The sequence below is a fragment of the Nocardioides sp. SYSU D00065 genome (genome assembly GCF_017916425.1).
In the GTDB taxonomy this organism is placed as follows: domain Bacteria; phylum Actinomycetota; class Actinomycetes; order Propionibacteriales; family Nocardioidaceae; genus Nocardioides.
Window position 1 is genome coordinate 800,188 of the sequence record NZ_JAFMSX010000001.1, and the last position, 21,243, is coordinate 821,430.

26 protein-coding genes are annotated in these 21,243 nt (G+C 73.7%); 7 read left to right on the top strand and 19 right to left on the bottom strand.

Going from position 1 to position 21,243, the window contains the following annotated elements; translation table 11 throughout:
- The first annotated feature begins 38 nt into the window (after positions 1–38).
- Both J3P41_RS03940 and J3P41_RS03945 read left to right on the top strand, forming a co-directional pair.
- Positions 39–512 carry a DUF2505 domain-containing protein gene (locus J3P41_RS03940; protein WP_210648912.1) on the top strand — a complete coding sequence of 158 codons (474 nt, stop codon included), beginning with the start codon at positions 39–41 and terminating at the stop codon, positions 510–512.
- Positions 509–1,171 carry a maleylpyruvate isomerase N-terminal domain-containing protein gene (locus tag J3P41_RS03945; protein WP_210648913.1) on the top strand — a complete coding sequence of 221 codons (663 nt, stop codon included), beginning with the start codon at positions 509–511 and terminating at the stop codon, positions 1,169–1,171. The genes J3P41_RS03940 and J3P41_RS03945 overlap by 4 nt, the downstream gene beginning before the upstream one ends.
- On the opposite strand, the gene J3P41_RS03950 is transcribed toward J3P41_RS03945, so the two are convergent.
- From J3P41_RS03950 to J3P41_RS03965, 4 genes are all read right to left on the bottom strand, one after another.
- On the bottom strand, positions 1,164–1,406 hold the full coding sequence (locus tag J3P41_RS03950) for a hypothetical protein (RefSeq protein ID WP_210648914.1): 243 nt from the start codon (positions 1,404–1,406) through the stop codon (positions 1,164–1,166). The genes J3P41_RS03945 and J3P41_RS03950 overlap by 8 nt on opposite strands.
- Before the next feature lie 74 nt (positions 1,407–1,480).
- Entirely contained in the window at positions 1,481–3,109 is a 1,629-nt protein-coding gene (pruA, locus tag J3P41_RS03955; RefSeq protein WP_210648915.1) for an L-glutamate gamma-semialdehyde dehydrogenase, read from the bottom strand.
- A 32-nt stretch (positions 3,110–3,141) separates the two neighbouring features.
- Complete coding sequence (locus J3P41_RS03960) at positions 3,142–3,486, bottom strand: hypothetical protein (protein ID WP_210648916.1); 345 nt, start codon at positions 3,484–3,486, stop codon at positions 3,142–3,144.
- Positions 3,483–4,940, bottom strand: a complete 1,458-nt coding sequence (locus tag J3P41_RS03965) for a wax ester/triacylglycerol synthase family O-acyltransferase (protein WP_210648917.1) — start codon at positions 4,938–4,940, stop codon at positions 3,483–3,485. The genes J3P41_RS03960 and J3P41_RS03965 overlap by 4 nt, the downstream gene beginning before the upstream one ends.
- 125 nt (positions 4,941–5,065) lie before the next feature.
- On the opposite strand from J3P41_RS03965, the gene J3P41_RS03970 reads away from it, so the two are divergent.
- Together J3P41_RS03970 and J3P41_RS03975 are read left to right on the top strand one after the other, a co-directional pair.
- Positions 5,066–5,467: a hypothetical protein gene (locus tag J3P41_RS03970; RefSeq protein ID WP_210648918.1), complete on the top strand. Its 402-nt coding sequence runs from the start codon at positions 5,066–5,068 to the stop codon at positions 5,465–5,467.
- A gap of 2 nt (positions 5,468–5,469) precedes the next feature.
- Positions 5,470–6,792, top strand: a complete 1,323-nt coding sequence (locus J3P41_RS03975; RefSeq protein ID WP_210648919.1) for a hypothetical protein — start codon at positions 5,470–5,472, stop codon at positions 6,790–6,792.
- Here J3P41_RS03975 and J3P41_RS03980 read toward each other — a convergent pair.
- The 3 genes from J3P41_RS03980 to J3P41_RS03990 all read right to left on the bottom strand — a co-directional run bounded on the left by J3P41_RS03980 (position 6,755) and on the right by J3P41_RS03990 (position 9,689).
- Positions 6,755–7,633 (bottom strand): calcium-binding protein, encoded by an 879-nt coding sequence (locus J3P41_RS03980; RefSeq protein ID WP_210648920.1) that lies wholly within the window; start codon positions 7,631–7,633, stop codon positions 6,755–6,757. The two genes, J3P41_RS03975 and J3P41_RS03980, sit on opposite strands and share 38 nt — an antisense overlap.
- A 75-nt stretch (positions 7,634–7,708) precedes the next feature.
- Positions 7,709–8,959 (bottom strand): hypothetical protein, encoded by a 1,251-nt coding sequence (locus tag J3P41_RS03985; RefSeq protein WP_210648921.1) that lies wholly within the window; start codon positions 8,957–8,959, stop codon positions 7,709–7,711.
- A gap of 16 nt (positions 8,960–8,975) precedes the next feature.
- Positions 8,976–9,689, bottom strand: a complete 714-nt coding sequence (locus J3P41_RS03990; RefSeq protein WP_210648922.1) for a hypothetical protein — start codon at positions 9,687–9,689, stop codon at positions 8,976–8,978.
- Positions 9,690–9,789: 100 nt separating this feature from the next.
- On the opposite strand from J3P41_RS03990, the gene J3P41_RS03995 reads away from it, so the two are divergent.
- Positions 9,790–10,083 carry a helix-turn-helix domain-containing protein gene (locus J3P41_RS03995; RefSeq protein WP_210648923.1) on the top strand — a complete coding sequence of 98 codons (294 nt, stop codon included), beginning with the start codon at positions 9,790–9,792 and terminating at the stop codon, positions 10,081–10,083.
- A 1-nt stretch (position 10,084) separates the two neighbouring features.
- On the opposite strand, the gene J3P41_RS19150 is transcribed toward J3P41_RS03995, so the two are convergent.
- The 3 genes from J3P41_RS19150 to sigE are packed head-to-tail and all read right to left on the bottom strand — an operon-like array spanning position 10,085 to position 12,764.
- Positions 10,085–11,641, bottom strand: a complete 1,557-nt coding sequence (locus J3P41_RS19150) for a S1C family serine protease (protein WP_210648924.1) — start codon at positions 11,639–11,641, stop codon at positions 10,085–10,087.
- The gene (locus J3P41_RS04005; protein WP_210648925.1) at positions 11,638–12,171 is read right to left on the bottom strand and encodes a hypothetical protein; all 534 of its coding nucleotides are present in this window, start codon (positions 12,169–12,171) and stop codon (positions 11,638–11,640) included. The genes J3P41_RS19150 and J3P41_RS04005 overlap by 4 nt, the downstream gene beginning before the upstream one ends.
- On the bottom strand, positions 12,171–12,764 hold the full coding sequence (gene sigE / locus J3P41_RS04010) for an RNA polymerase sigma factor SigE (RefSeq protein ID WP_210649730.1): 594 nt from the start codon (positions 12,762–12,764) through the stop codon (positions 12,171–12,173). Before sigE ends, J3P41_RS04005 begins: the two co-directional genes overlap by 1 nt.
- 249 nt (positions 12,765–13,013) lie before the next feature.
- On the opposite strand from sigE, the gene J3P41_RS04015 reads away from it, so the two are divergent.
- The gene (locus J3P41_RS04015; protein WP_307861814.1) at positions 13,014–13,670 is read left to right on the top strand and encodes an O-methyltransferase; all 657 of its coding nucleotides are present in this window, start codon (positions 13,014–13,016) and stop codon (positions 13,668–13,670) included.
- A 17-nt stretch (positions 13,671–13,687) separates the two neighbouring features.
- On the opposite strand, the gene J3P41_RS04020 is transcribed toward J3P41_RS04015, so the two are convergent.
- Genes J3P41_RS04020 through J3P41_RS04030 form a run of 3 tightly spaced genes read right to left on the bottom strand, consistent with a single transcriptional unit; the run spans position 13,688 to position 15,728 of the window.
- Entirely contained in the window at positions 13,688–14,026 is a 339-nt protein-coding gene (locus J3P41_RS04020; protein WP_210648926.1) for a hypothetical protein, read from the bottom strand.
- Positions 14,026–15,558, bottom strand: a complete 1,533-nt coding sequence (locus tag J3P41_RS04025; RefSeq protein WP_307861815.1) for a leucyl aminopeptidase family protein — start codon at positions 15,556–15,558, stop codon at positions 14,026–14,028. The genes J3P41_RS04020 and J3P41_RS04025 overlap by 1 nt, the downstream gene beginning before the upstream one ends.
- Before the next feature lie 2 nt (positions 15,559–15,560).
- Complete coding sequence (locus J3P41_RS04030) at positions 15,561–15,728, bottom strand: DUF3117 domain-containing protein (RefSeq protein WP_090967556.1); 168 nt, start codon at positions 15,726–15,728, stop codon at positions 15,561–15,563.
- 180 nt (positions 15,729–15,908) lie between these two features.
- Between J3P41_RS04030 and J3P41_RS04035 the strand changes: the two genes are divergently transcribed.
- On the top strand, positions 15,909–16,742 hold the full coding sequence (locus J3P41_RS04035; RefSeq protein WP_210648927.1) for an enoyl-CoA hydratase/isomerase family protein: 834 nt from the start codon (positions 15,909–15,911) through the stop codon (positions 16,740–16,742).
- A 28-nt stretch (positions 16,743–16,770) separates the two neighbouring features.
- Here the strand turns inward: J3P41_RS04035 and J3P41_RS04040 are convergent, their stop codons facing one another.
- From J3P41_RS04040 to J3P41_RS04065, 6 genes are read right to left on the bottom strand one after another with little or no spacing between them, the layout of a single operon-like run.
- On the bottom strand, positions 16,771–17,193 hold the full coding sequence (locus J3P41_RS04040; protein ID WP_210648928.1) for a hypothetical protein: 423 nt from the start codon (positions 17,191–17,193) through the stop codon (positions 16,771–16,773).
- A gap of 15 nt (positions 17,194–17,208) precedes the next feature.
- On the bottom strand, positions 17,209–17,502 hold the full coding sequence (locus J3P41_RS04045; protein WP_210648929.1) for a DivIVA domain-containing protein: 294 nt from the start codon (positions 17,500–17,502) through the stop codon (positions 17,209–17,211).
- A gap of 24 nt (positions 17,503–17,526) precedes the next feature.
- Positions 17,527–18,285 carry a TIGR00730 family Rossman fold protein gene (locus tag J3P41_RS04050; protein ID WP_210649733.1) on the bottom strand — a complete coding sequence of 253 codons (759 nt, stop codon included), beginning with the start codon at positions 18,283–18,285 and terminating at the stop codon, positions 17,527–17,529.
- The gene (dapE, locus tag J3P41_RS04055) at positions 18,282–19,352 is read right to left on the bottom strand and encodes a succinyl-diaminopimelate desuccinylase (RefSeq protein ID WP_210648930.1); all 1,071 of its coding nucleotides are present in this window, start codon (positions 19,350–19,352) and stop codon (positions 18,282–18,284) included. Before dapE ends, J3P41_RS04050 begins: the two co-directional genes overlap by 4 nt.
- A 28-nt stretch (positions 19,353–19,380) precedes the next feature.
- The gene (locus J3P41_RS04060; protein ID WP_210648931.1) at positions 19,381–20,553 is read right to left on the bottom strand and encodes a hypothetical protein; all 1,173 of its coding nucleotides are present in this window, start codon (positions 20,551–20,553) and stop codon (positions 19,381–19,383) included.
- Positions 20,554–21,243 (bottom strand): hypothetical protein, encoded by a 690-nt coding sequence (locus tag J3P41_RS04065; RefSeq protein WP_210648932.1) that lies wholly within the window; start codon positions 21,241–21,243, stop codon positions 20,554–20,556.

Sequence of the window (21,243 nt, forward strand, 5' to 3'; positions counted from 1 at the left end):
CGCCCGACCGCTCGAGCAAGCACCGGGAGGACCTCCGGATGGGCAAGCGCGTGACCAGGGAGCTGACCTACGACGCCTCGATCGGGGAGGTCGCGGCGATGCTCACTGACCCCGCCTTCCGCGAGCGGGTGCTCGAGCGGTTGAAGGTCGTGCGCGGGCACGCCACCGTCGAGGACGGCGTCGTCACCATCGACCAGGTCCAGTCCGCCTCGAGCCTGCCGTCGTTCGCGACGAGGCTCGTCGGCGACGAGATCCGGATCGTGCAGGTGGAGTCGTGGCGCACGCCCGAGCGCGCGGACGTCGAGGTCACGATCCCCGGCAAGCCGGGGGCGATGTCCGGCACCGCGACGCTGACCGAGTCCGGTGGTCGCACCACCGAGCGGATCGAGATGGAGGTCACCGTGCGCGTCCCCCTCGTGGGCGGCAAGATCGAGGGCCTGGTCGCGGACATGCTCGGCAAGGCGCTCGACAAGGAGCACGAGACCGGCGTGGAGTGGCTCGCTCGCGGATGACGGTCCTGCGGGAGGCGTACGCCGCGCTCGCCGCCGCGGTGTCGGCGCTGGGCGACGACGACGCCTGGGCGCCCACCGGCTGCACCGGCTGGGCCGTGCGCGACCTGGTGTGGCACCTGCACGCCGACGCCGTACGCGGCCTGGTCGCCGCGCACACTCCGACCGAGGAGCCGGTCGACCGCGACGCGGTGTCCTACTGGCGCGCGTGGGGCAGCGACCCCGAGGCCGACGAGCGCAGCCGACGCCTGACCCGGGTCGAGGCCGGGCTGCACGACTTCGCTGCGCTCCGCGAGCGCTACCTCGAGACCTCGGCAGCGGCGGCCCGCGCCGTCGACACGCTGCCCCCTGACCACGTCGTGGCCACCCAGGGCCACGCGCTGCGTGCGCACGACCTGGCGAGCACCCTGGCGGTCGAGGCAACGCTGCACCACGTCGACCTCGTCGCCCACCTCGACCCCGAGCCGGGGAGCGCCCGCGATGCCTTCGCCCCGACCGCCGCCGGGCTCGCCGAGGCGCGGCGGGTGGTGGAGGCGCTGCTCGGGCGCACGCTCGAGGGCTGGTCCGACCGCCGCGTCGCCCTCGTGGGCACCGGCCGCGCCGAGCCGAGCGCGGCGGAGCGGCAGGACCTGGGCGACTCGGCGGTGCCGGTCTTCAGCTGAGCCGCTCGGGCTCCTCGGCGGCGGCAGCGTCCCCGGCGGTCGCCGCGTCCCCGGTGCGGTCGGCGTTCCCAGGGCTGTCGGCGTTCCCGGCGCCTCCGGTCTCCGGCGCCTCCTCGGCGTCCTGGCGAGCGCGCCACCAGATCACCACGCCGAGGACGAGGAACGGCCCGAACGCGAGGCCGAGGGTGAGCCACTGCTCGACCGGGTGCAGGGGCCCCAGGTGCAAGGGGGTCACCGCCCCATCGTCTCACCCCCGGCGGCGCCCCGCCCCCTCGCCCTGACGCCTCGCACGCACTCTCCGCCCGGGTCTCAGCCCATGTGCGGGTAGCGGTGGTCGGTCGGCGGCACGAAGGTCTCCTTGATGGAGCGCGGCGAGGTCCAGCGCAGCAGGTTGATCGCCGCGCCGGCCTTGTCGTTGGTGCCCGACGCCCGCCCGCCGCCGAACGGCTGCTGGCCGACGACGGCACCGGTGGGCTTGTCGTTGATGTAGAAGTTGCCGGCCGCGAAGCGCAGCGTCTTGCGGGCCCACGCGATGGCAGCGCGGTCCTGGGCGATGATCGCGCCGGTCAGGGCGTACGGGGCGAAGCGCTCCATCTGCGCCACGACGTCCTCGAAGCGGTCGTCCTCGTAGACCGACACGGCCAGGATCGGCCCGAAGTACTCCTCGGAGAACATCTGGTCGGTCGGGTCGCTCGACTCGATGATCGTCGGGCGGACGAACCAGCCCACCGAGTCGTCGGTCTGGCCGCCGGCGAGCAGCGTGAGGTGGTCGGTGCCCTCGACGCGCGCGATGGCCTTCTCGTGCTTGGCGAAGGCCCGCTCGTCGATCACCGCGCCCATGAAGTGGGACAGGTCCCTGACGTCGCCCATCGACAGCGCCTCGGTGTCCGCGATGAGCTGGTCCTTGATCGTGTTCCACACCGACCGGGGCACGTAGGCACGCGAGGCCGCCGAGCACTTCTGGCCCTGGAACTCGAAGGCGCCGCGGATCATCGCCACTCGCAGCACGTCGGGGTCGGCCGAGGGGTGGGCGACGATGAAGTCCTTGCCCCCGGTCTCGCCCACGATGCGCGGGTAGGCCCGGTAGCCGGTGATGTTCTCCCCGACCGTGCGCCACAGGTGCTGGAACGTCGGCGTCGAGCCGGTGAAGTGGATGCCCGCGAGGTCCGGGTGCGCGAGCGCCACCTTGGACACGTCGAGACCGTCGCCGGGGAGCATGTTGATGACGCCCGGAGGCATCCCGGCCTCCTCCAGCAGCTCCATGGTCAGCGAGGCGGCGAGCTGCTGGGTGGGCGAGGGCTTCCACAGGACGGTGTTGCCCATCAGCGCCGGCGCGCTCGGCAGGTTGCCGGCGATGGCGGTGAAGTTGAACGGCGTGATCGCGTAGACGAAGCCCTCCAGCGGGCGGTGGTCCGTGCGGTTCCAGGTGCCCGGGCTGTTGGCGATCGGCTGGTCGGTGAGGATCTGCTTGGCGTAGTGGACGTTGAAGCGCCAGAAGTCGATCAGCTCGCACGCCGCGTCGATCTCGGCCTGGAACGCCGTCTTGGACTGGCCCAGCATCGTCGCGGCGTTGAGGCGCTGCCGCCACGGACCGGCCAGCAGGTCGGCGGCCTTGAGCAGGATCGCGCACCGCTCGTCGAACGGCATCGCCTGCCACAGCGGAGCAGCCTCGGCCGCCGCCTTGATCGCGTCCTCCGCGTCCTTGGTCGTGGAGCTGCGGAACGTGCCCAGCACGTGCTGGTGGTCGTGCGGCTGGACGACGGTCGTCTCCGCACCCCCGCCGTCGCGCCGCTCGCCGCCGATCACGGCCGGGAAGGTGCGCTGCTCGGCCTCGAGCCGGGCCAGCTCGGCGACGAGGGTCTCTCGCTCCGGGCTGCCGGGCGCATACGTCAGGTTCGGCTCGTTGGTGGGAGCCGGAGGGAAGGTGATCGCGTCCATGCGGGTGATCGTGTCAGAGAGGGTCGAGCCCCTCAAAGCGAGCTCAGCAGGTCACCAATCTCCTGCGTGGCCCACCACGCCAGGTCGTCGTCGGGGTCCGCGTCGTCGTCACTGTCGACGTGCAGCGCGACCACGTCCCGCCAGTGGACCGGGCCCTGCGCGTCGGCGGTCTCCGCCACGACCACGACCCTGCGCCGCTGTCCGTCCGGCAGGCCCGACACCAGCTCGGCGGAGACGTCCGCGGCGGTCATCAGCGCGGCGTACTCGCTCTCCTCGCCCTCGTCCTTGGGCACGACCGCGTCCTGCGTCCCGGGGCCCTCACGCTCCCACTCCTCGGCCAGGCGCGGCAGCGTGCCGGGCAGGTAGCGGCGGGTCACGAGCGGCCCGCCGGGTCGTCCGTGCGGCTGCCGGTGCGCCCGCGCGGCGCGCGGGGCCGGGAGTCGGAGGCGGAGTCATTGAGCTCCTCGAGCGCCTCGAGCACGCACTGGCCGAGGGTGTCGGCGTCCGGCACGGCGTCGCGGTCGGCCGTGATGCCGTAGAAGACGCCACCGTCGTACGACGTCACGCCGATCGCCAGGGTGTGGTCGGGCAGCAGCGGGTGGACGGGGTAGGACTCCAGCATCCGCGCGCCGTCGGCGTAGAGCGGGAACTGCGGGCCCGGGACGTTGGTGATCGACACCTGGAACCCGCGGCGCAGCTCGGCGGTCGCGATGCGGGAGCCGAGGGCGTGGAAGGTGGTGGGCGCGAAGCCGGCGATGCCGGAGAGCCGCCTGGCCGAGACGTTGCGGCCGTTGTCGCGGTGGGCCCGGAGGTCGTAGCTGACCTGGTGCAGCCGGACGACCGGGCTGGGCTCGCCGATGGGCAGCTGCACCAGGTGGCCGGCGACCTGGGTGCCCAGCGAGGTGGCCTCGAGCTCGTCGTCGATGACCGACATCGGCACGATCGCCTTCATCGTCCGCGGGACGCTGGTGGAGTCGGTGCGGGTCATCAGCCAGCCGCGCAAGCCACCGGCGAGCGTGGCGAGGATGACGTCGTTGACGGTGCCGCCGTGGACCTCCCGGATCGCGCGGTAGTCCGCGAGCCGGGTGCGGACGGTGACGAAGCGGCGCTGCTGCGACAGCCGGCGCTGCACCGGGGTCGAGACGGGTCCGCGTCCGGCGAGCGTGTGGGCGACCTCGGTGACCCGGGCACCCGTGGCGGACGCTTGGCGGCCCAGCGACTCCGCGTGGGCGCGGGCCGTCGACCACAGGGTGCGAGGGCTCTCCAGGGTGTCGGTCACCGCGTCGATCGCGGCGGCGACCGGGCCGGCCGCGCGTCGCGGGCGCCAGTCGTCGTCGTGCCCCAGGGTCGAGCGGTCCGGGGAGGTGTCGAGCAGGACCTGTCCGATGTCGACCGTCTCGCGCCCGTCGACGAGGATCTGGTGGCTCTTGACGAGCAGGGCGACCCTGCCGTCGGCGAGGCCTTCCACGAAGTAGCACTCCCACAGCGGACGGCTGCGGTCGAGGGGCCGGGAGGCGATCCGGGCCACGAGCTCGCGCAGCTGGTCCATCGTGCCCGGACGCGGCAGGGCCGAGCGGCGTACGTGGTAGCCGAGGTCGAAGCCGTCGTCGTCCACCCAGGCCGGGTTGGCGAGCCGGGCCGGCACGGTCTGCAGGCGCTGCCGGTAGCGCGGCACGAAGGCGATCCGGTCGGCGATCAGCTCGACCAGCCGGTCGTGGTCGAAGCCGGAGTCGCCCGGGTCGAAGATCTCGAGGGTCGCGTTGTGCATCGGCGTGGTGGCGGACTCCGCGGCCAGGATGGCCAGGTCTCGCGGTCGCAGTCGCTCGCTCATCTGCTTGCCCGCCTCATCGTGCCCCCCGGTCGTCGGTGTCTTGGCCCCCGTGGGATTCTGACAGAGGCGGGGTCCGGCGGGTGCCGTGGCCACCGTCACACGCCGGCCTGTCGAAGGAGATCTCTGTGCCCGGTCGCGGTCGCACGCGCCTCGCTCCCCTCGCCCTCCCCCTCCTGCTCGCCCTCACCGCTCCCGGCCTGGCCGCGTGCGGCGGCAGCGACGACGGTCCCTCGGGCAGCGCCTCCTCCCCCCGCACGGAGGGCGACTCGGTGGTGGTCCCGGTGACCCGGGAGGACGGCACCTTCACCCCCAACGGCGAGCGCGTCGCCCTCGAGGTCGGGCAGACGCTGGTGCTGGAGGTCACCGCCGACGAGGCGGGCGAGCTGCACGTCCACAGCACCCCCGAGCAGGAGATCGCCTACGAGTCCGGCAGCTCCGAGCACGAGATCACCGTCGACCGCCCGGGCGTGGTCGAGGTGGAGAGCCACGATCCCGACTCGATCGTGCTCCAGCTCGAAGTCCGCTGATCGTGGGCGGCTCGATCTCGGCCCACGGACTGGGCGGCGCCAAGGACCTGCCCATCCCCGCGGAGTTGGCCATCGCCGGCGCGGTGGCCGCGCTCGTCATCTCGTTCACGGTGCTCGCGGTGGCGTGGCGCGAGCCGCGCTACGACGCCGCCACGAGCGGACGACCCGCTCCGCCGTGGCTGGACCGCCTGGTGTCCTCGCGCGCCCTGGCGATCGGCGCCCGGGTGCTGGGCATGGCGTTCTTCCTCTACGTCGCCGCAGCAGCGGTGTTCGGCAAGGACAGCCTGATCAACCCCTTCTTCGGGGTCTTCTACGTGCTGCTCTGGGTGGGCCTGGTGCCGGCCTCGCTGCTGTTCGGGGAGTTCTTCAAGGCCGTCAGCCCGGCCCGGACGATCAGCATGCTCTTCGCCAAGGTGTCCGGCGTCCCCGAGGGCGAGGGCCTGTACGCCTATCCCGCCCGGCTCGGCTACTGGCCGGCGGCGGCCGGGCTCTTCGCGTTCGTCTGGCTCGAGCTGGTGTACCCCAGCTCGACCGACCTGGGCCCGGTGCGCCTGTGGGCGGCGGCGTACCTCGGCATCATGCTGGTCGGCTCCGCCCTGTTCGGCACGACCTTCCTCGCCCGCGCCGACCCGTTCGAGGTCTACTCCTCGCTGGTCGCCAGGCTCTCGGTGTGGGGACGCCGCGACGGCGTGCTGGTGCTGCGCAGCCCGCTCGCCAACCTCGACGCGGTGGCGCCTCGCCCCGGCCTCGTCGCTGTCGTGGGGGTCCTGTTCGGCAGCACGGCGTTCGACTCCTTCCGCGAGTCGACGCCGTGGCTGGTCTTCGTGCAGTCACTGTCGCTGCCGCGGGTCCTGCCCGACACGATCGCCCTCGTCGTCTTCTCCGCCGGAGTGGCCCTCGTGCTCACCGGCGCCACCATGGCGACCGGCGTCACCAGCGAGACGCCGCGACGAGCCCTGCCCGACCTCTTCGCGCACTCGGTCGTGCCGATCATCGTGGGCTACGTGGTGGCGCACTACCTGTCGTACTTCGTCGAGTACGGCCAGACCACCCTCATCCAGCTGAGCGACCCGTTCAGCCGGGGGGACGACTACCTCGGCACGGCGGACCTCCAGGTCAGCTACTGGCTCTCCGAGCACCCGACGTTCCTGGCGGTCACCAAGGTCCTCGCGGTTGCGCTGGGGCACGTGGTAGGGGCCGTGGCGGCCCACGACCGTGCCGTCAAGCTGCTGCCGCGGCGCCACCAGCTCACCGGTCAGCTGCCGATGCTGGTCGCGATGGTCGGGTTCACAGTGGGTGGGCTGTACCTGCTGTTCGCTGCGTGACCGGTCCGTAGGGCCAGCCCTCGGGCAGCTCCCGCTGCACCTCGACGATCTCGCAGCGGCCCCCGAACGGGTCCACCTGGTCGAGGGGGTCGCGGCCACCGACGAAGATCACCCGGTCGGCGTCGCCGTTGGCCTGGTCGTCGTCGTCGCAGCGGATCTTGTCGACGGCTCCGTCGGGCAGGACGTAGATCGTGTCGTTGCCCTGCTCGGTGAAGACCTTGTCGGCACCGGGGCCGAGGAACACGGTGTCGTCGCCCTCGTCGCCCTTGACCAGCCAGTCGTTGCCGTCACCGTCGATCAGTACGTCGTTGCCCGGACCGCCCTGGATCGCACCGTCGTCGCCCGCGCCGCCGTGGATCCAGTCGTTGCCGTCGCCGCCGATGTGCTTGTCGGTGCCGTCGCCGCCGAGCAGCCGGTCGTCGCCGTCGCCGCCGCCGAGGGTGTCGTTGCCCGTCTCCCCATGGACGACGTCGTTGCCGTCGCTGGCGCTGATGTTGTCGTCGCCCTCGCCGCCGAAGAGCTCGTCGTCGTCCTGGCCGCCGTCGATCTTGTCGTTGCCCACGCCGCCGGCGACCCAGTCGCGGCCCGGCTGGGCGGTGATCCAGTCGTTGCCGGTGTCGCCGTAGACGGTGTCGTTGCCCTTGCCCGCGTAGATCGTGTCGTCACCGCCGTAGCCGCGCACGCGGTCGCGCCCACCCAGGGCCATGATGCGGTTGGACTGGCTGTTGCCCTTGATGACGTCGCTGCCGGTCGTGCCCTTCGGCACCCGGCCGGCGTGGGCCGGGGTCGAGACGAGGGCGAGAGCGAGGACGGCGCAGGCAGTCGCGCGGGAGGGGGACATCACCGAGAACTCCTTCGTGCGGTCACGTGAGGTGGAGACCCATACCCTCGCACGCGCGGGTCCATGAGCGACGCCTCACCCCGTCCGTCGCCGCACCGCGCCCCTCCGACGCCCGCTGCGCCGAGGAGCGACCGGTCGGACGCTGGCGGGGAACACCGCGTCCGCCAAGCCCGCGAGGCCCTGGACCAGCGCTGAGTCCCCCAGCTCGACCAGGGCCCGGCCGCTCACCAGCGCGCGGTCGAGGCCCGCACGGTCCTCGGGCAGGAAGTGCAGCCCGGCGACCCGGCTGAAGCCCTCCACCATCTGGGCGATCTCCTTCTCCGACCACCCGATCGAGGCGCGCATGCGGTTGACGACGACCCGCACGGGAGCGCCGGTCGAGCGCTCGCGCAGCTCCACCAGCCCACGTGCGAGCCGCGCCAGCCCGACCGGGTCGGCCGCACCGACGACCACGACCTCGTCGGCCTGCTCGAGGGCCGCGAGCGTCAGCGCGTTGCGGCTGGGGCGCCCGCCGAGCTCGGCGCCGGCCTCGTCCTCGAGGCTGAAGCCGGTGTCGACGACGACCTGGCCCCACGACCGGGCCCGGTCGAGCAGCCGGTCGACCTGGGCGCCCCGCACCTCGCGCCACCGGTCGGCGCGCGGAAGGCCGGTCACCACGGCGAGGTGGTCGCCGACGCCGCGACAGACCGACGCGAACCGGTCGTCTAGCTGGCCCGCCGCTGCCAGCCGGGCGGCGGACAGGAGCCCGGAGACCTCGTCGAGGACGCCGAGGTGCTGGGCGACCGAGCCGCCGTAGGGATCGAGGTCGGCCAGCACGACGTCGACGTCGCGTCGGGCGAGCTCGCAGGCCAGTCCGGTCGCGACCGTCGTACGTCCCGGCGCCCCCGCCGGTCCCCACACCGCCACCAACCGACCGTCCGGGGCGGTCTCGGCGTGGGGCACGGCGACGTCGGCCGCCTCGCGGGCGCGCGTGTCCGCGGTGTCCTCGAAGGTCGTCACCACCCGGGGCAGCGACGCGAGCTCCCCGGCGCCGACGATCGCCGTGATCCCGAGCCGCTGGGCGTGCTCGCGCACGTCGAGGTCCTCCGACCGCGTCGAGGTGACGGCCACCGGGCGCACGGCGTGCCGGCGCAGGTGGTCGACGCTCGCGGGGTCGAGACCGGGAGCGTCGAGGGAGACCACGGCGACGTCGGCCTGGCCGCTCGTCACGGACGCGAGCAGGTCGTCGACGTCGACGCACCGCTTGAGCACGACCACGCCCGGGTGGGCCTCGAGGTCCGCCATCGCCGGCGACTCCCACGGCTCGCCGGCGGCGAGCAGCAGCACGCACAGCACGGCGCGCTCAGCCCCGGCCCACGACGCGGACGCGGTCGTCGCCGCTGGCCGCGAGGAGCGCCGCGAGCGACTCCTCGTCGTCGTCGGGGACGGCCAGCACGAGCTGCCTGCTCGTCGCGGAGGCGAACGCGTCGGACACCACCGGCGCGTCCAGCACGGCGATGTCCTCGAGCACCACCTCTGCGCCCGAGCGCGAGCGCCGCTGGCCCAGGGTGGATTCGGCGAGCACCCACACGTCGACCCGGGAACCACGGACCAGGTCGGTCGGGACGTGCTCGGGGGCGACCGCGATCGACACCGCCACCGAGTCCTCGCCGGCCGCCTCGCCCAGGGCACCCGCCGGGACGAGCTCGCCGGCGTGCAGCGGGCGGGTCAGGGTCAGGGCGTCCGGCAGGTCGTCGTCGACCGCGAGGTAGCGCGCCGCGTCGTCGGCGTGGTCGAACCGCACCCGCGTCGCCTCGAGGTCGTCGGCGCCCAGCGTCTGCCCCGCGGCCAGGTCGGCGGACGCCGACCAGACGGCCGTCATGTCGTCGGCGCCCGACAGGACACGCGCCCCGGCGACGACCGAGCCGGCCACGAGGGCCACCCCGACCCACAGTCGCGGGTCGCGCCACCTGGCCGCGCTCGACCGGCTGGCCGCGGGGACGTCGACGGCGCGCGCCGTCGGGGACTGGGCCGTCGGGGACTGGGCCGGGGACGACCGGAACTGGTTCCGAGACACCCGGCCATCATTGCCGCCCGGGCCGGACTTCACACCTGTCTCTCCACAGCCTGCGGCCGGGCGACGTCGGCCACCACCGCGGCGGTGGCACGATGAGCCCATGGCCGAGGACCCCCGCTTCCTGACGCTCGCCGACGTCGCCGAGGTGCTCAACACGTCCAGCGCCCAGGTCTACGCCCTGGTCCGGCGCGGGGAGCTGCCGGCGATCAAGATCGGCGGCCGAGGCCAGTGGCGCGTCGAGCGCGTGCAGCTGGAGGAGTTCATCCAGCGCATGTACGCCGAGACCCGGACCTTCGTCGACCAGCACCCGTTCGTCGAGGCGGACGGCGGCTCCGACCGCGCGGTCGACCGGGCCGTCGAGCAGGCGCTGGGTCAGGGGTCCGACGACGCCTGAGCTAGCCGACCTTGCCGTCGAGCTCGACCTGCACGATCCGCTCCTCGCCGCCCCGCACCACCGACATCTCGACGGTGTCGCCCGGCAGGTGGGTGCGGATGGCCACGATCAGCGCGATCCCGTCGTTGACCGGCTGGTCGTCGACGGCGACGATCACGTCGTCCTTCTCGAGCCCGGCTCGCTCCGCGGGGGTGTCGGGCATGACCTCGGTGATCGTCGCGCCCTCGGCGTCGGGCTCACCGCCGGTGCGCACCTGGGCTCCGATGACGGGATACTCGGCGCGGCCGGTCCGCAGGATCTGGTCGACCGTCGTGCGCACCTGCTCGATCGGGATGGCGAAGCCGACGCCGATGTTGCCCGACTCGTTGGTCAGCCCGCCGGTGGTGGCGATGGCGGAGTTGACGCCCACCACCTCGCCGGCGAGGTTCACCAGCGGGCCGCCGGAGTTGCCGGGGTTGATGGCTGCGTCGGTCTGCACGGCGTTGATGTAGGACGAGTCGTCGTCGGACTCGCCGGAGGTGGTGACGGGCCGGTTGAGCGCGCTCACGATCCCGGACGTCACGGTCTGGCTCAGGCCGAGCGGTGCACCGAAGGCGACCACCGGGTCGCCGACGCGGAGCGCCTGCGAGGCGCCCAGCGCGGCCGGTTCCAGGGCCTCCGCCCCCTCGACGGTCAGGACTGCGAGGTCGTAGACCGCGCTGCGTCCCATCACGGTCGCCTCGTGCCGCTGGCCGGACTGGTCGATCACCACGATGGGCCCGTTACCCTCGGCGGCGGAGGCGACCACGTGGTTGTTGGTCACCACGTGGCCGTCGCGGTCGAGCACGAAGCCGGACCCGGTCGCCCCCGCCTCCTGGCCGTCGAGCTCAGCCAGGATCTGCACCGTGCTGGGCAGCAGGGCCTGGGCGACGGCGGGCACGGATCCGTTCGCCGCCTTCAGGGGGGCCGCGGTGCGCGTGCGGACGCCACCGAGGCCGTTGTCGTTGGTGCCCCGCTCCGAGGCCAGCTGGTCCTGCAGCGCTCCCCCAGCGAGTCCCCCGAGGACACCGACGAGCAGGGCGAGGACCGCCACCGCGGGCCACACCCAGAGCGGGAGCTTGCGGGTCGGGGCCGGTCGCGGGGCGTACGCCGGATGCGGACCGGGCCCGAAGTAGCCCGGGCCACCGGGCCCGGGCCTCGCCTCGAGCGGGACCGTCGCAGCGGGTTGGCCGAAGGGCCGCGAGGAGGGCGGCGGCTGCACCCAGCCGGGGAGCTCCGCCTCGCGCTCGGCGCCCTGCGCCTGCCGAGCAGGACCGGGCGTGCCGTAGGGCTGCCCGTCGGGCTGGGCCGGCGGCGCCGGGACGGCCTGCGACGTCGGCTCGGGGTCCGGTGCGGGGTCGGCGACCGGCTCGGGCCCGGCCTCGGGCCCGGCCTCGGGCCCGGTCGTCGGCTCGGGCCCTGCTTCGCGCTCAGGCTCGGCCGTCGCCTCGGACGGGCGCCAGCCGGCCAGCGGCTGCGTCGGCTCGTCCGAGCCGGGGCGGTGCTGGGGGTCCGGGCCGGGCTCGTGCTCGTCGCTCACGGAGCAATCTTCTCCCGGATCGCCACGAGGCGCTCGGCCAGGGGCGTCCGGGAGGGTGACACCGGCACGCGCCCGGCCCGGTCGTCGACGCTGCCGACCGGTGCGGCCGGGCTGGCCGGGCTGGCCGGACGACCGAGGTCGGTGGCGGGAGGTCGCGGCTCCATGCGCGGCGTCCCGGCCACCCCGAGGGCGAGCACACCCACCACGCACGCGCTCGCCGCGCCGCCGCCGATCGCGACCAGGCCGCGCCGCGAACGGTGGGAGGTCGACAGGTGCGGAGCGGCGTACGCGCCGGAGCCGGGCGACGCCTGCAGGGACGAGCAGTGCCCGAGAAGGGACGACTTGAAGTCGTGGGAGGTCTGGGACGGACCGAAGGAGAGCCGGGCCAGCTGGGTCTTGACGTACCCCTCCTGCTCGACCAGGTCGCGGCAGCTGTGGCAGGCGTGGACGTGGTTCCAGCAGCGCTCCTCCTCATCGGCCGGCAGTCGGCCGTCGAGGAGGGCGCTGACCCGGGCGCCGAGGTGGCTCATCAGGACACCGCCCCGTCCGGGCCCGCGGCGGAGGTCGGTCCGGAGTAGCGCTGACGCCCCGCTGCCGGCTCGCGGTGGGCGAGGGCCTTGCGCAGCATCGTCCGGCCGCGGTGGATGCGGGAGCGCACGGTGCCCAGCTTGGCGTCCATGATCTCCGCGATCTCCTCGTAGCTGAGCCCCTCGACGTCGCACAGCACGACGGCGGCGCGGAAGTCGGGCGGCAGCATGGCCAGCGCGGTCTCGATGTCGTCATCGAAGGTCTGGTCGGCGACGGCGAGCTCAGGGGCGGGCGCCGCGCTGGTCAGCCGGGCGGCACGCTCGTCGGAAAGCGGGTCGAAGCGGATCCGCTGCTTGCGACGGGCGCCGTCGAGGAAGAGGTTCGTGGTGATCCGGTGCAGCCAGCCCTCGAAGGTCCCCGGGGTGTAGGTGTCCAGCGAGCGGAAGACGCGGACGAAGACCTCCTGCGTCAGGTCCTCGGCGTCGGGTCGGTTGCCGGTGAGACGGTAGGCCAGGCGGAACACGCGGTCGGAGTGCTGCTCGACGACCTCGTCCCAGCTCGGGGTGGGGATGGGGGTCGGCGTCGCGACCTGCATCCGGGTGGCATCGGCCTGCTCGCCCACGGAGGCTCCCTGGCTCGTCTTCCTCGACCGCAGCTGCAACGGTTCGCTGTCCTTCCTGACGCTAGGGAGCCCGCCTGAGAGTTCGCTGTGAACCACATGCGCTCCGGCCAAGAAACGCCCGGCCGATCGTCCGCCGGGGTCCCGGCGTACCGACTCCAACGAGCGAGGTGCCCCGTGTGTTCCCGGCCACGTCCGGCCCTGCGCGCGCGATAGGGTCGCCTCGTGCCGAATCACACCGCGATCAAGCCCGCGAGCTGGTCCTACGCCGAGTCGTTCGTCGCCGAGGACGAGATCCTCGCCGCCGCGCGCGGCCGGGCGGAGGAGGTCGGGGTGGCGCCGGTCGGGTCCGGAGCGGGCGCCGCCCTGCGCTTCCTGGCCTCGGTCCTCGACGCGCGCGCCGTGGTGGAGATCGGCACGGGCACCGGGGTCTCGGGGCTGTGGCTGCTGCGCGGCATGCGCTCCGACGGCGTCCTGACCACGGTCGACATCGAGGCCGAGCACCAGCGCCTGGCCAAGGAGACGTTCAGCGAGGCCGGCATCCCGGCCAACCGCGCCCGCACCATCGCCGGCGCCGCGCTCGACGTGCTGCCCCGCCTCACCGACGGCCACTACGACCTCGTGTTCTGCGACGGCGACAAGCGCGAGTACGCCGCCTACCTCAAGGAGGCGCTGCGCCTGCTGCGTCCCGGCGGGGTGGTGGCCTTCGACAACGCGCTGTGGCACGACCGGGTCGCCGACCCCGCGCAGCGCGACGAGGAGACCGTGACGATCCGCGACCTCGGGCGCACGATCCTCGAGCACGAGGCGCTCGTGCCGGTGCTGCTGCCCGTCGGCGACGGGCTGCTCGCCGCCAAGAAGGAGTGGGCCCCCGAGGCCTGAGTCGTACGCCGGTCGGCTCAGGCGGGGACGACCGGGGCGAAGCCGTCGGCGCCCTCGGCGATCGCGACCACGTCGCAGGCCTCGATGAGGATCGGCGGCGAGCCGACGATCTGCGAGCCCGGCGCCTGCGCCGCGTCCTCGGCGAAGGCGCGCTGGAACTCCTCGCGGTCCTGGCTGGTGGCGAAGACGTAGCAGCCCTCGAACCACTCCCCCGGCACCTGGCGCCACGTCTTGAACCGCAGTCCGGGCATGGCGCTGAACCGCGCGTGCGACGTGCCGGCGACGTAGGCAGCGAGTCGCTCCTCCACGCCGGCGGGGGCGTCGGCCAGCGACCAGCGGACGGTGAGTCCGAGCATCAGCCGATCCCTGCCAGCGGGTCGTCGGAGCCGAGCCAGGTCAGCAGCAGGCGCGGGCCGAAGCCGCTGGGACCGGCGGTCCACTCGTGGCGGTCGGTCGGCGACTCCGCGGCGGAGGCGAAGTCGATGTGCGCCCAGGGCACGTCCCCGGCGAAGTGCTGGAGGAACAGCGCGGCCGTGATGGCCCCGGCGCCGCCGGCGGCGTTGTCGCCGTCGGCGATCTTGGAGCTGACCCGCTCCTCGTAGTCGGCCACGAGCGGCATCCGCCACACGTTCTCCCCCGACGCCGCGGACGCCGCATCGACGAGCGCGGCCAGGGCGTCGTGGTTGGCGAAGTAGCCGCCGGTCCACTGGCCCAGGGACACCTTCATGGCGCCGGTCAGCGTCGCGATGTCGAGCAGCACGCTCGGGTCGAGCTCGGCGACGGCGTACGCCATGGCGTCGGCGAGCACCAGGCGCCCCTCGGCGTCGGTGTTGTTGACCTCCGAGGTGCGGCCGCCGAAGTGGGTGATCACGTCGCCGGGGCGCATCGCGGACCCGCTGATCGCGTTCTCCGCCGCCGGGACCAGGCCGACGACGCGCACCGGGCAGTCGACGTCGCGCAGCGCGGCCATGGTGGCGATGACCGCGCCGCCGCCGCTCATGTCGCGCTTCATGGTGAGCATGCCCTCGCTCGGCTTGATGTCGAGGCCGCCGCTGTCGAAGGTGATGCCCTTGCCGACCAGCACCACCGTGGGCGTACGCCGTGAGGCGCCGCGAGGCGTGTAGTCCATGCGGATCAGGCGGGGCGGGTGCACAGAGCCGCCGCCGACCGCGAGGATGCCGCCGAAGCCCTCGGCGACCAGCCGCTCCTCGTCCCAGACCGTCACCTCGAGACCGGCCGCCTCGCCGACCTCGACGGCCTGCTCGGCCAGCCACGCGGGAGTCTTGAGGTTCGCCGGGACGGTGGCGAGCGCACGCGAGCGCCAGCCGGCGCCGCCGAGGGCGATGGCGCGCGCCAGCTCGCCGTCGGCGCCGTCGTCGGGAACGCCGGCCAGGACGATGCGGGCGACCGGGCGGTCGCGGGGACCGGTGGAGCGCCAGTGGAAGGCGAAGGAGGCGAGCATCGCCCCGACGACGAGGGCGCCGAGGCCCTCCTCGGGCGCGATGGTCGCGAGCGAGGTGGCCACGCTGGCGCGGTCCCGGGTCGCGCGGGCCAGCGCGGCACCGGCGCGACGGAGGTCGGTGACCGAGCCGTCGCCGACGCCGACGAGTAGCACCAGGCTCACGTCGTGGTCGCCGCCCGGGGCGGAGACGGGGACCGAGGTGACCTCACCGGTCCGTCCCGTCGCGCGAGCGGCCTCCAGCGCCGCCAGGAGGTCGGTGCCGAGGACCTCGGAGGCCGCGTCGGCCCCTGGCCCGAGGAGCGGGCCGGGGTCACCGGGGAGGACCGGGAACGCCCACACCTCGGCGCCACCCACCTGGTGGGGCAGCGCCGGGCTGAGGGCGAACTCGGGTGGAGAGACCTGCGTGGGCAGCTGTGGGGTGGCCACGATCAGCCGACGACGTCCTTGAGGGCATCCCCGAGAGCCGTCGCCTCGTCGGCGTTCAGCTCGACCACCAGGCGGCCACCGCCCTCCAGCGGGACCCGCATGACGATGCCGCGTCCCTCCTTGGTGACCTCGAGCGGTCCGTCACCCGTGCGGGGCTTCATGGCGGCCATGGGCGCACCTCTTCCTGTTCGGCCAACTTCGGCGGTGGCTCTTCACATGCGAATCGAGGCGGCTGCGTCGAGCCTGGCCGCCCCGATCGGCGTCGTACGCCGCCCAGTATCCCTCATGTCCCGCGTGAGCGGCACCACAGGGCGCACGGACCGCGACGCGACGTGCGGCAGACTCCCTCCATGACCGACCTCACGACCGACACCACCACCGGCCCCGTGCCGGCCGCCGCGCCCGTCCTGCTCGACGTCGTCGACGCGGTGGCCACGATCACCCTGAACCGCCCCGAGGCGATGAACGGCCTCGACGTGGCGACCAAGGAGCTGCTGCTCGCGACCGTGCGCCAGGTTGCCGACGACCCGGCCGTGCGCTGCGTCGTGCTCACCGGCAGCGGCCGGGCGTTCTGCGTGGGCCAGGACCTCAAGGAGCACCTGGCCGGCCTCACGGGCCAGGCCGACGTGCCGCTCTCGGACACCGTGGAGAAGCACTACAACCCGATCGTGCTGACCCTGGCCACCATGGCCAAGCCGGTCGTCGCGGCGGTCAACGGTGTCGCCGCGGGAGCGGGCGCGAGCCTCGCCTTCGCCGCCGACTTCCGGGTCCTGGCCGACACCGCCGGCTACAACACCTCGTTCGCCGGGGTCGCGCTGTCGTGCGACACCGGGTCGAGCTGGACGCTCCCGCGCCTGGTGGGCCATGCCAAGGCGATGGAGCTGCTCTACTTCCCGCGCACCGTGTCCGCCCAGGAGGCTCTCGAGCTGGGCCTGGCCACACAGGTGGTGCCGGGCGAGGAGCTGGCGACGGCGGCCGGCGAGCTGGCCGCGCGCCTCGCCTCGGGCCCGACGGTGGCGTACGGCGCAATCCGGCAGGCGGTCGCGCACTCCGCCGCGCACCCGCTGGCGGACTCGCTGGCCGTCGAGGCGGAGAAGATGGCCCTGACCGGCGGCACCGAGGACCACCTCGCCGCGGTCGACGCCTTCGTCGCGAAGGCGAAGCCGGTCTTCCGCGGCCGCTGACCCCGGCGCCGCCTCACACGGCGGCGCCTCACACGGCGGCGGTGAGGTAGGCGTAGGTGAACACCAGGACGCCGGCGGCCATGCCGACGTGGGCCAGCACCGAGAGGCCGGGCCCGTCGCTCCAGCCGTCGCCGGCCGGCTCCGGCACGTGCCGGCCCTTGGCGGGCAGCCAGCGCGCCAGGATGAGCAGGCCGCAGATGGCGGTGACCCACCAGCACGCGATCGCGAGGATCCCGACCAGCGGCCCGCCGACCAGCGTGTCCTCCGGCGCCACCAGGACGCCGAGCCACAGCACGAGGGCGACCGTGCCGGACACCACGTGCACCACGGGCAGCCGGGGGCTGATCGAGAGGCGGCCGGCCGCGCGGTCGCCGCTCAGGCGCACGCGGGTCAGCGCGACCGTCACGGCCGCCAGGCCCGTGAGGATCCACACGACGATCGGGAACGACATTGGCCGAAGTGTGCCCTAGTCGCGCAACCCGTCGCCAGACGAGTCGTCGCCGTCGGCGCGGTCCCGACCGTCCTCCAGCTCGGTGGCCAGCCGAGCCAGCACGGCGTCGACGTCGGACATCCGGTAGCCGCGCACGGCGAGCGGGAACCGCACGCTGCGCAGGTCCTGCGCGGACAGCGGCCGGTCCTCGGGCAGGCCGAGGTCGGGACGGTCGTCGTACGCCGGCGGCATCGATCCGCCGCGACCCGCGGCCACCACCGCCACGCCGCCCATCGCGAGCACGACGAGGATCGCGAAGAACCAGGTCATCACAGCCTCACTCCCACTCCGGTCTCACTCGGGCCGCTCGGGCGCCGGCGTGGGCCAGCGGTCCTCGCGGGCCGCGACCATCAGGGCCACCGCCTCGTCCACGTCGTCGGTGAGCACCATCATGTCGAGGTCCTTGGCGTTGATCTTGCCGTCGGCGAGCGCGCTCTCGCGCAGCCAGCCGAGCAGGCCCTGCCAGTAGGACGTGCCGATCAGGACGATCGGGAACGACGTCACCTTCTGCGTCTGCACCAGCGTCAGCGCCTCGAACAGCTCGTCGAGGGTGCCGAGGCCGCCGGGCAGGACGACGAAGCCCTGGGAGTACTTGACGAACATGGTCTTGCGGGCGAAGAAGTAGCGGAAGTTGATGCCCAGGTCGACCCACTGGTTGAGGCCCGACTCGAAGGGCAGCTCGATGCCCAGCCCGACGCTGACCCCGCCGGCCTCGCTCGCTCCCTTGTTGGCGGCCTCCATGGTGCCGGGGCCGCCGCCGGTGATCACCGCGAAGCCGGCCTCGGCCAGCTTGCGTCCCGCCTCCTCGGCAACCGCGTAGTGCGGGTGGTCTGGCGTCGTGCGGGCCGAGCCGAACACGGCGATCGCCGGCCCGAGCTCGGCGAGCGCGCCGAAGCCCTCGACGAACTCGGCTTGGATCCTCAGCACGCGCCATGGGTCGGTGTGCACCCAGTCGGTCGGGCCGCGGGAGTCGAGCAGGCGCTGGTCGGTCGTGCTGCCCTCCTCGACCTGGCGCCGGCGCTCGACGATCGGTCCCTTGAACCGGTCCTTCATCGCACGTCCCCCGTCAGCCACTGCGTGAGGATCCGTTCGCACCGCTCGATGTGCTCGGTGGGCACGTGCTCGTCCTGCTTGTGGGCGTACGTCGGGTCGCCGGGCCCGAAGTTCACCGCCGCGATCCCGAGCTTGGTGAACTGCGCGACGTCGGTCCAGCCGAACTTGGGGTTGACCTCGCCGCCGACGGCACGCACGAACGCCTGCGCCGCCGGCCGGTCGAGGCCGGGCAGCGCGCCGGCGGCCATGTCGGTCACCGTGACGTCGTAGCCCGCGAAGAAGTCGCGCACGAAGGCCTCGGCGTCCGCCTCGCTCCGGTCGGGGGCGAAGCGGAAGTTGACCTCGACCACGCACTCGTCGGGGATGACGTTGCCGGCGACGCCGCCGCGGATCGCGGTGGCGTTGAGCCCTTCGTGGTAGGTCAACCCGTCGATCTCCGGGGTGCGGGCGGTGTACTCGCTGAGCCGGGCCAGCACCGGTCCGGCGAGGTGGATCGCGTTGACGCCCTTCCAGCTGCGGGCGCTGTGGGCGCGCTCGCCGGTGGTGCGCACGTCCACGCGCATCGTCCCCTGGCAGCCGGCCTCGACCGAGGCGTTGCTGGGCTCCATCAGGATCGCGAAGTCGGCCGCGACCAGGTCGGGGTCGCTCTCGGTGAGCTTGCGCAGGCCGTTGTGGACCGAGGCGACCTCCTCGGCCTCGTAGAAGATGAACGTGAGGTCGCGGTTGGGGTCGGCGACGTCGGCGGCGAGCTTGAGCATGACCGCGTCGCCGCCCTTCATGTCGCAGCTGCCGAGGCCGTGCAGGACGCCGTCCTCGAGGCGGGCCGGCAGGTTGTCGTTGAGCGGCACCGTGTCGAGGTGACCCGCGATGACGACCCGCTCGTCGCGGCCCAGCTCGGTGCGCGCCACGACGGTGTGGCCGCGACGGGTGACGCTCAGGTGCCCCAGCGCCCGCAGGGCGCCCTCGACGGCGTCGGCGATCTCCTGCTCGTGGTGGCTCACCGAGGAGATGTCGACGAGCTGCTGGGTCAGCGTCACGACGTCGGCGGACAGGTCGAGTTCGGGCATGGCCCCGATTCAACCAGTCCCGCGCGACTCACCGCCGCCGGGACAGGCGACCGCGGGCACCCGTGCCCGCGCGCAGCGCACCGAGGAGGTCGCGGTCGAGCGCGCCGTAGCCGGTGCGGCTCCAGGCACCGAGGTCGAGGCGGAAGTAGTGCACCGTCCGCTCCCCCTCGATGAAGTCGAGGACGTCGTCGGGCTCCCGGCCCGCGCGCACGTCGCGCGCACACGCCGCGCAGGCGGGCACGTCGACCTCGCGTGCGTCGTCGCGCCACGTCACCTCGGTCGTCGGGCCCTCGTGCAGCGGGTTGAACCAGCAGCGGACCGGCGGCTCCCAGGCGTCCGCCTCGGGCTGCTGCGCCGCCGCGCGCGCCGACTCGCCGTGACGGGCCAGCACCAGCGCGCCCACCACGTCGGCGGGAGCGGCGGCCTGGGACAGGATCGAGCGGGCCGCGGCGTAGTGGTCCAGCGCCTGCTGCCACGCCGCGAGCGAGCTCGCCGAGCCGCTCGGCTCCCCGAGACCGATCGCCTCGCCGAGGGCGAGCACCTCGGCCTCGGCCTGCTGCCGCAGCCGGCGGTCCTCGGCGGCGCGGACGGTGTGCAGCACGGTGGTGGGCAGCACGAAGCCGGCGCTGCGGCGCCGCCGGAGCGCCCTGCGCGCCAGGACGACGGCCCCGACCAGCAGCACGACCCCGCCTCCCACGGCGGCCCACTCGGACGCCTGCATGCCCTCGTCGGCCGTCCAGCTGTAGCGCTCGTCGGACGGCACCTCGTGCCAGATCTCCTCAGCGCGTCCGCTGTCGAGCAGCTCGCCCACCTCGACGACCTGGCTCACCAGGTCGTCGGGGTGCTCGTGGTCGGCCACGCTGGCGACGTAGATGGGGTCCGGCTGCTGGCCGTACGTCACCACGGTCAGGTGGGGTTCGCTCCACACCTCCCAGCCGACGTACGTCGCGTCCCCGCCGCGGGTGTCCTGCATCCAGGCGGTGAGCGAGGAGAAGCTGCCCTGGAAGCGCTCGTCGTCGCTGTCCACCTCGACCAGCACGACCTTGAGCTCGGCGTGCTCCGTCGACGCGACCGCCTCCTCCATCCGGGCCTCGTCGGCGGCGGAGATGTCGTGGGCGCGGGCGAAGCCGGGGTCGACCCACACGCCGTCGCCGCCCAGCTCCTCCTCGATCTCGGCGATCGTGGCGTCGGTGATGTCCATTCAGGAGACCTCTCGTCGTCGGGTGCCGACAAACCAGCGCAGCAGCAGGAACACGGGCACGACGCCGAAGAGGCCCATCAGCGCGCCTGCGGCGAGTCCACCGCCGATGCCGCCCCAGGAGTCGTAGTCGTGGACGGGTTCGGGCCGCGTGGGCAGGGGCTCGGCCTCCCACTCCGCCATCTCCTCGGCCAGCCGGACCAGGGCCGGTCCGGGCTGCCCCTCGGTGCGGCTCTCCACGTAGTGCTCCTCGAGGCCGAACGCCCCGGACTCCGTGTGGCCGCTGTCCCAGAGCACGACGTAGTGGCCCTCCTCGCCGACGGCGGTGCGCCACTGTGCCGCTGCGCCGGAGCTGGTGTAGCCCTCGTCCTGGGTCTCGGGATAGGTGAGGTACGCGATGCGGGCGGGGACCGGCGACCCGTCGAGGAGCGCCTCCGCGCGCCGCCGGTCGGCCACGGGCACCCGGTCGGCGAGGAGCGGGTCGATCGCCAGCCGGGAGTCCTGCTCGACCAGGGCGCGCACCGCGTCGCCCGGCTCGGGGACGACGTCGCGGTGCTCGAACGCCGCGGCCCGCCTGGCCACGTCGGCGGCCTCCCGCGACTCCTGCCAGTCCTGGGTCACGAGCGCCAGCAGCGTGCCGACGACGACGCCGGTGACCGCGCCGATCACCCAGCCGGCGGAGCGTACCGCCAT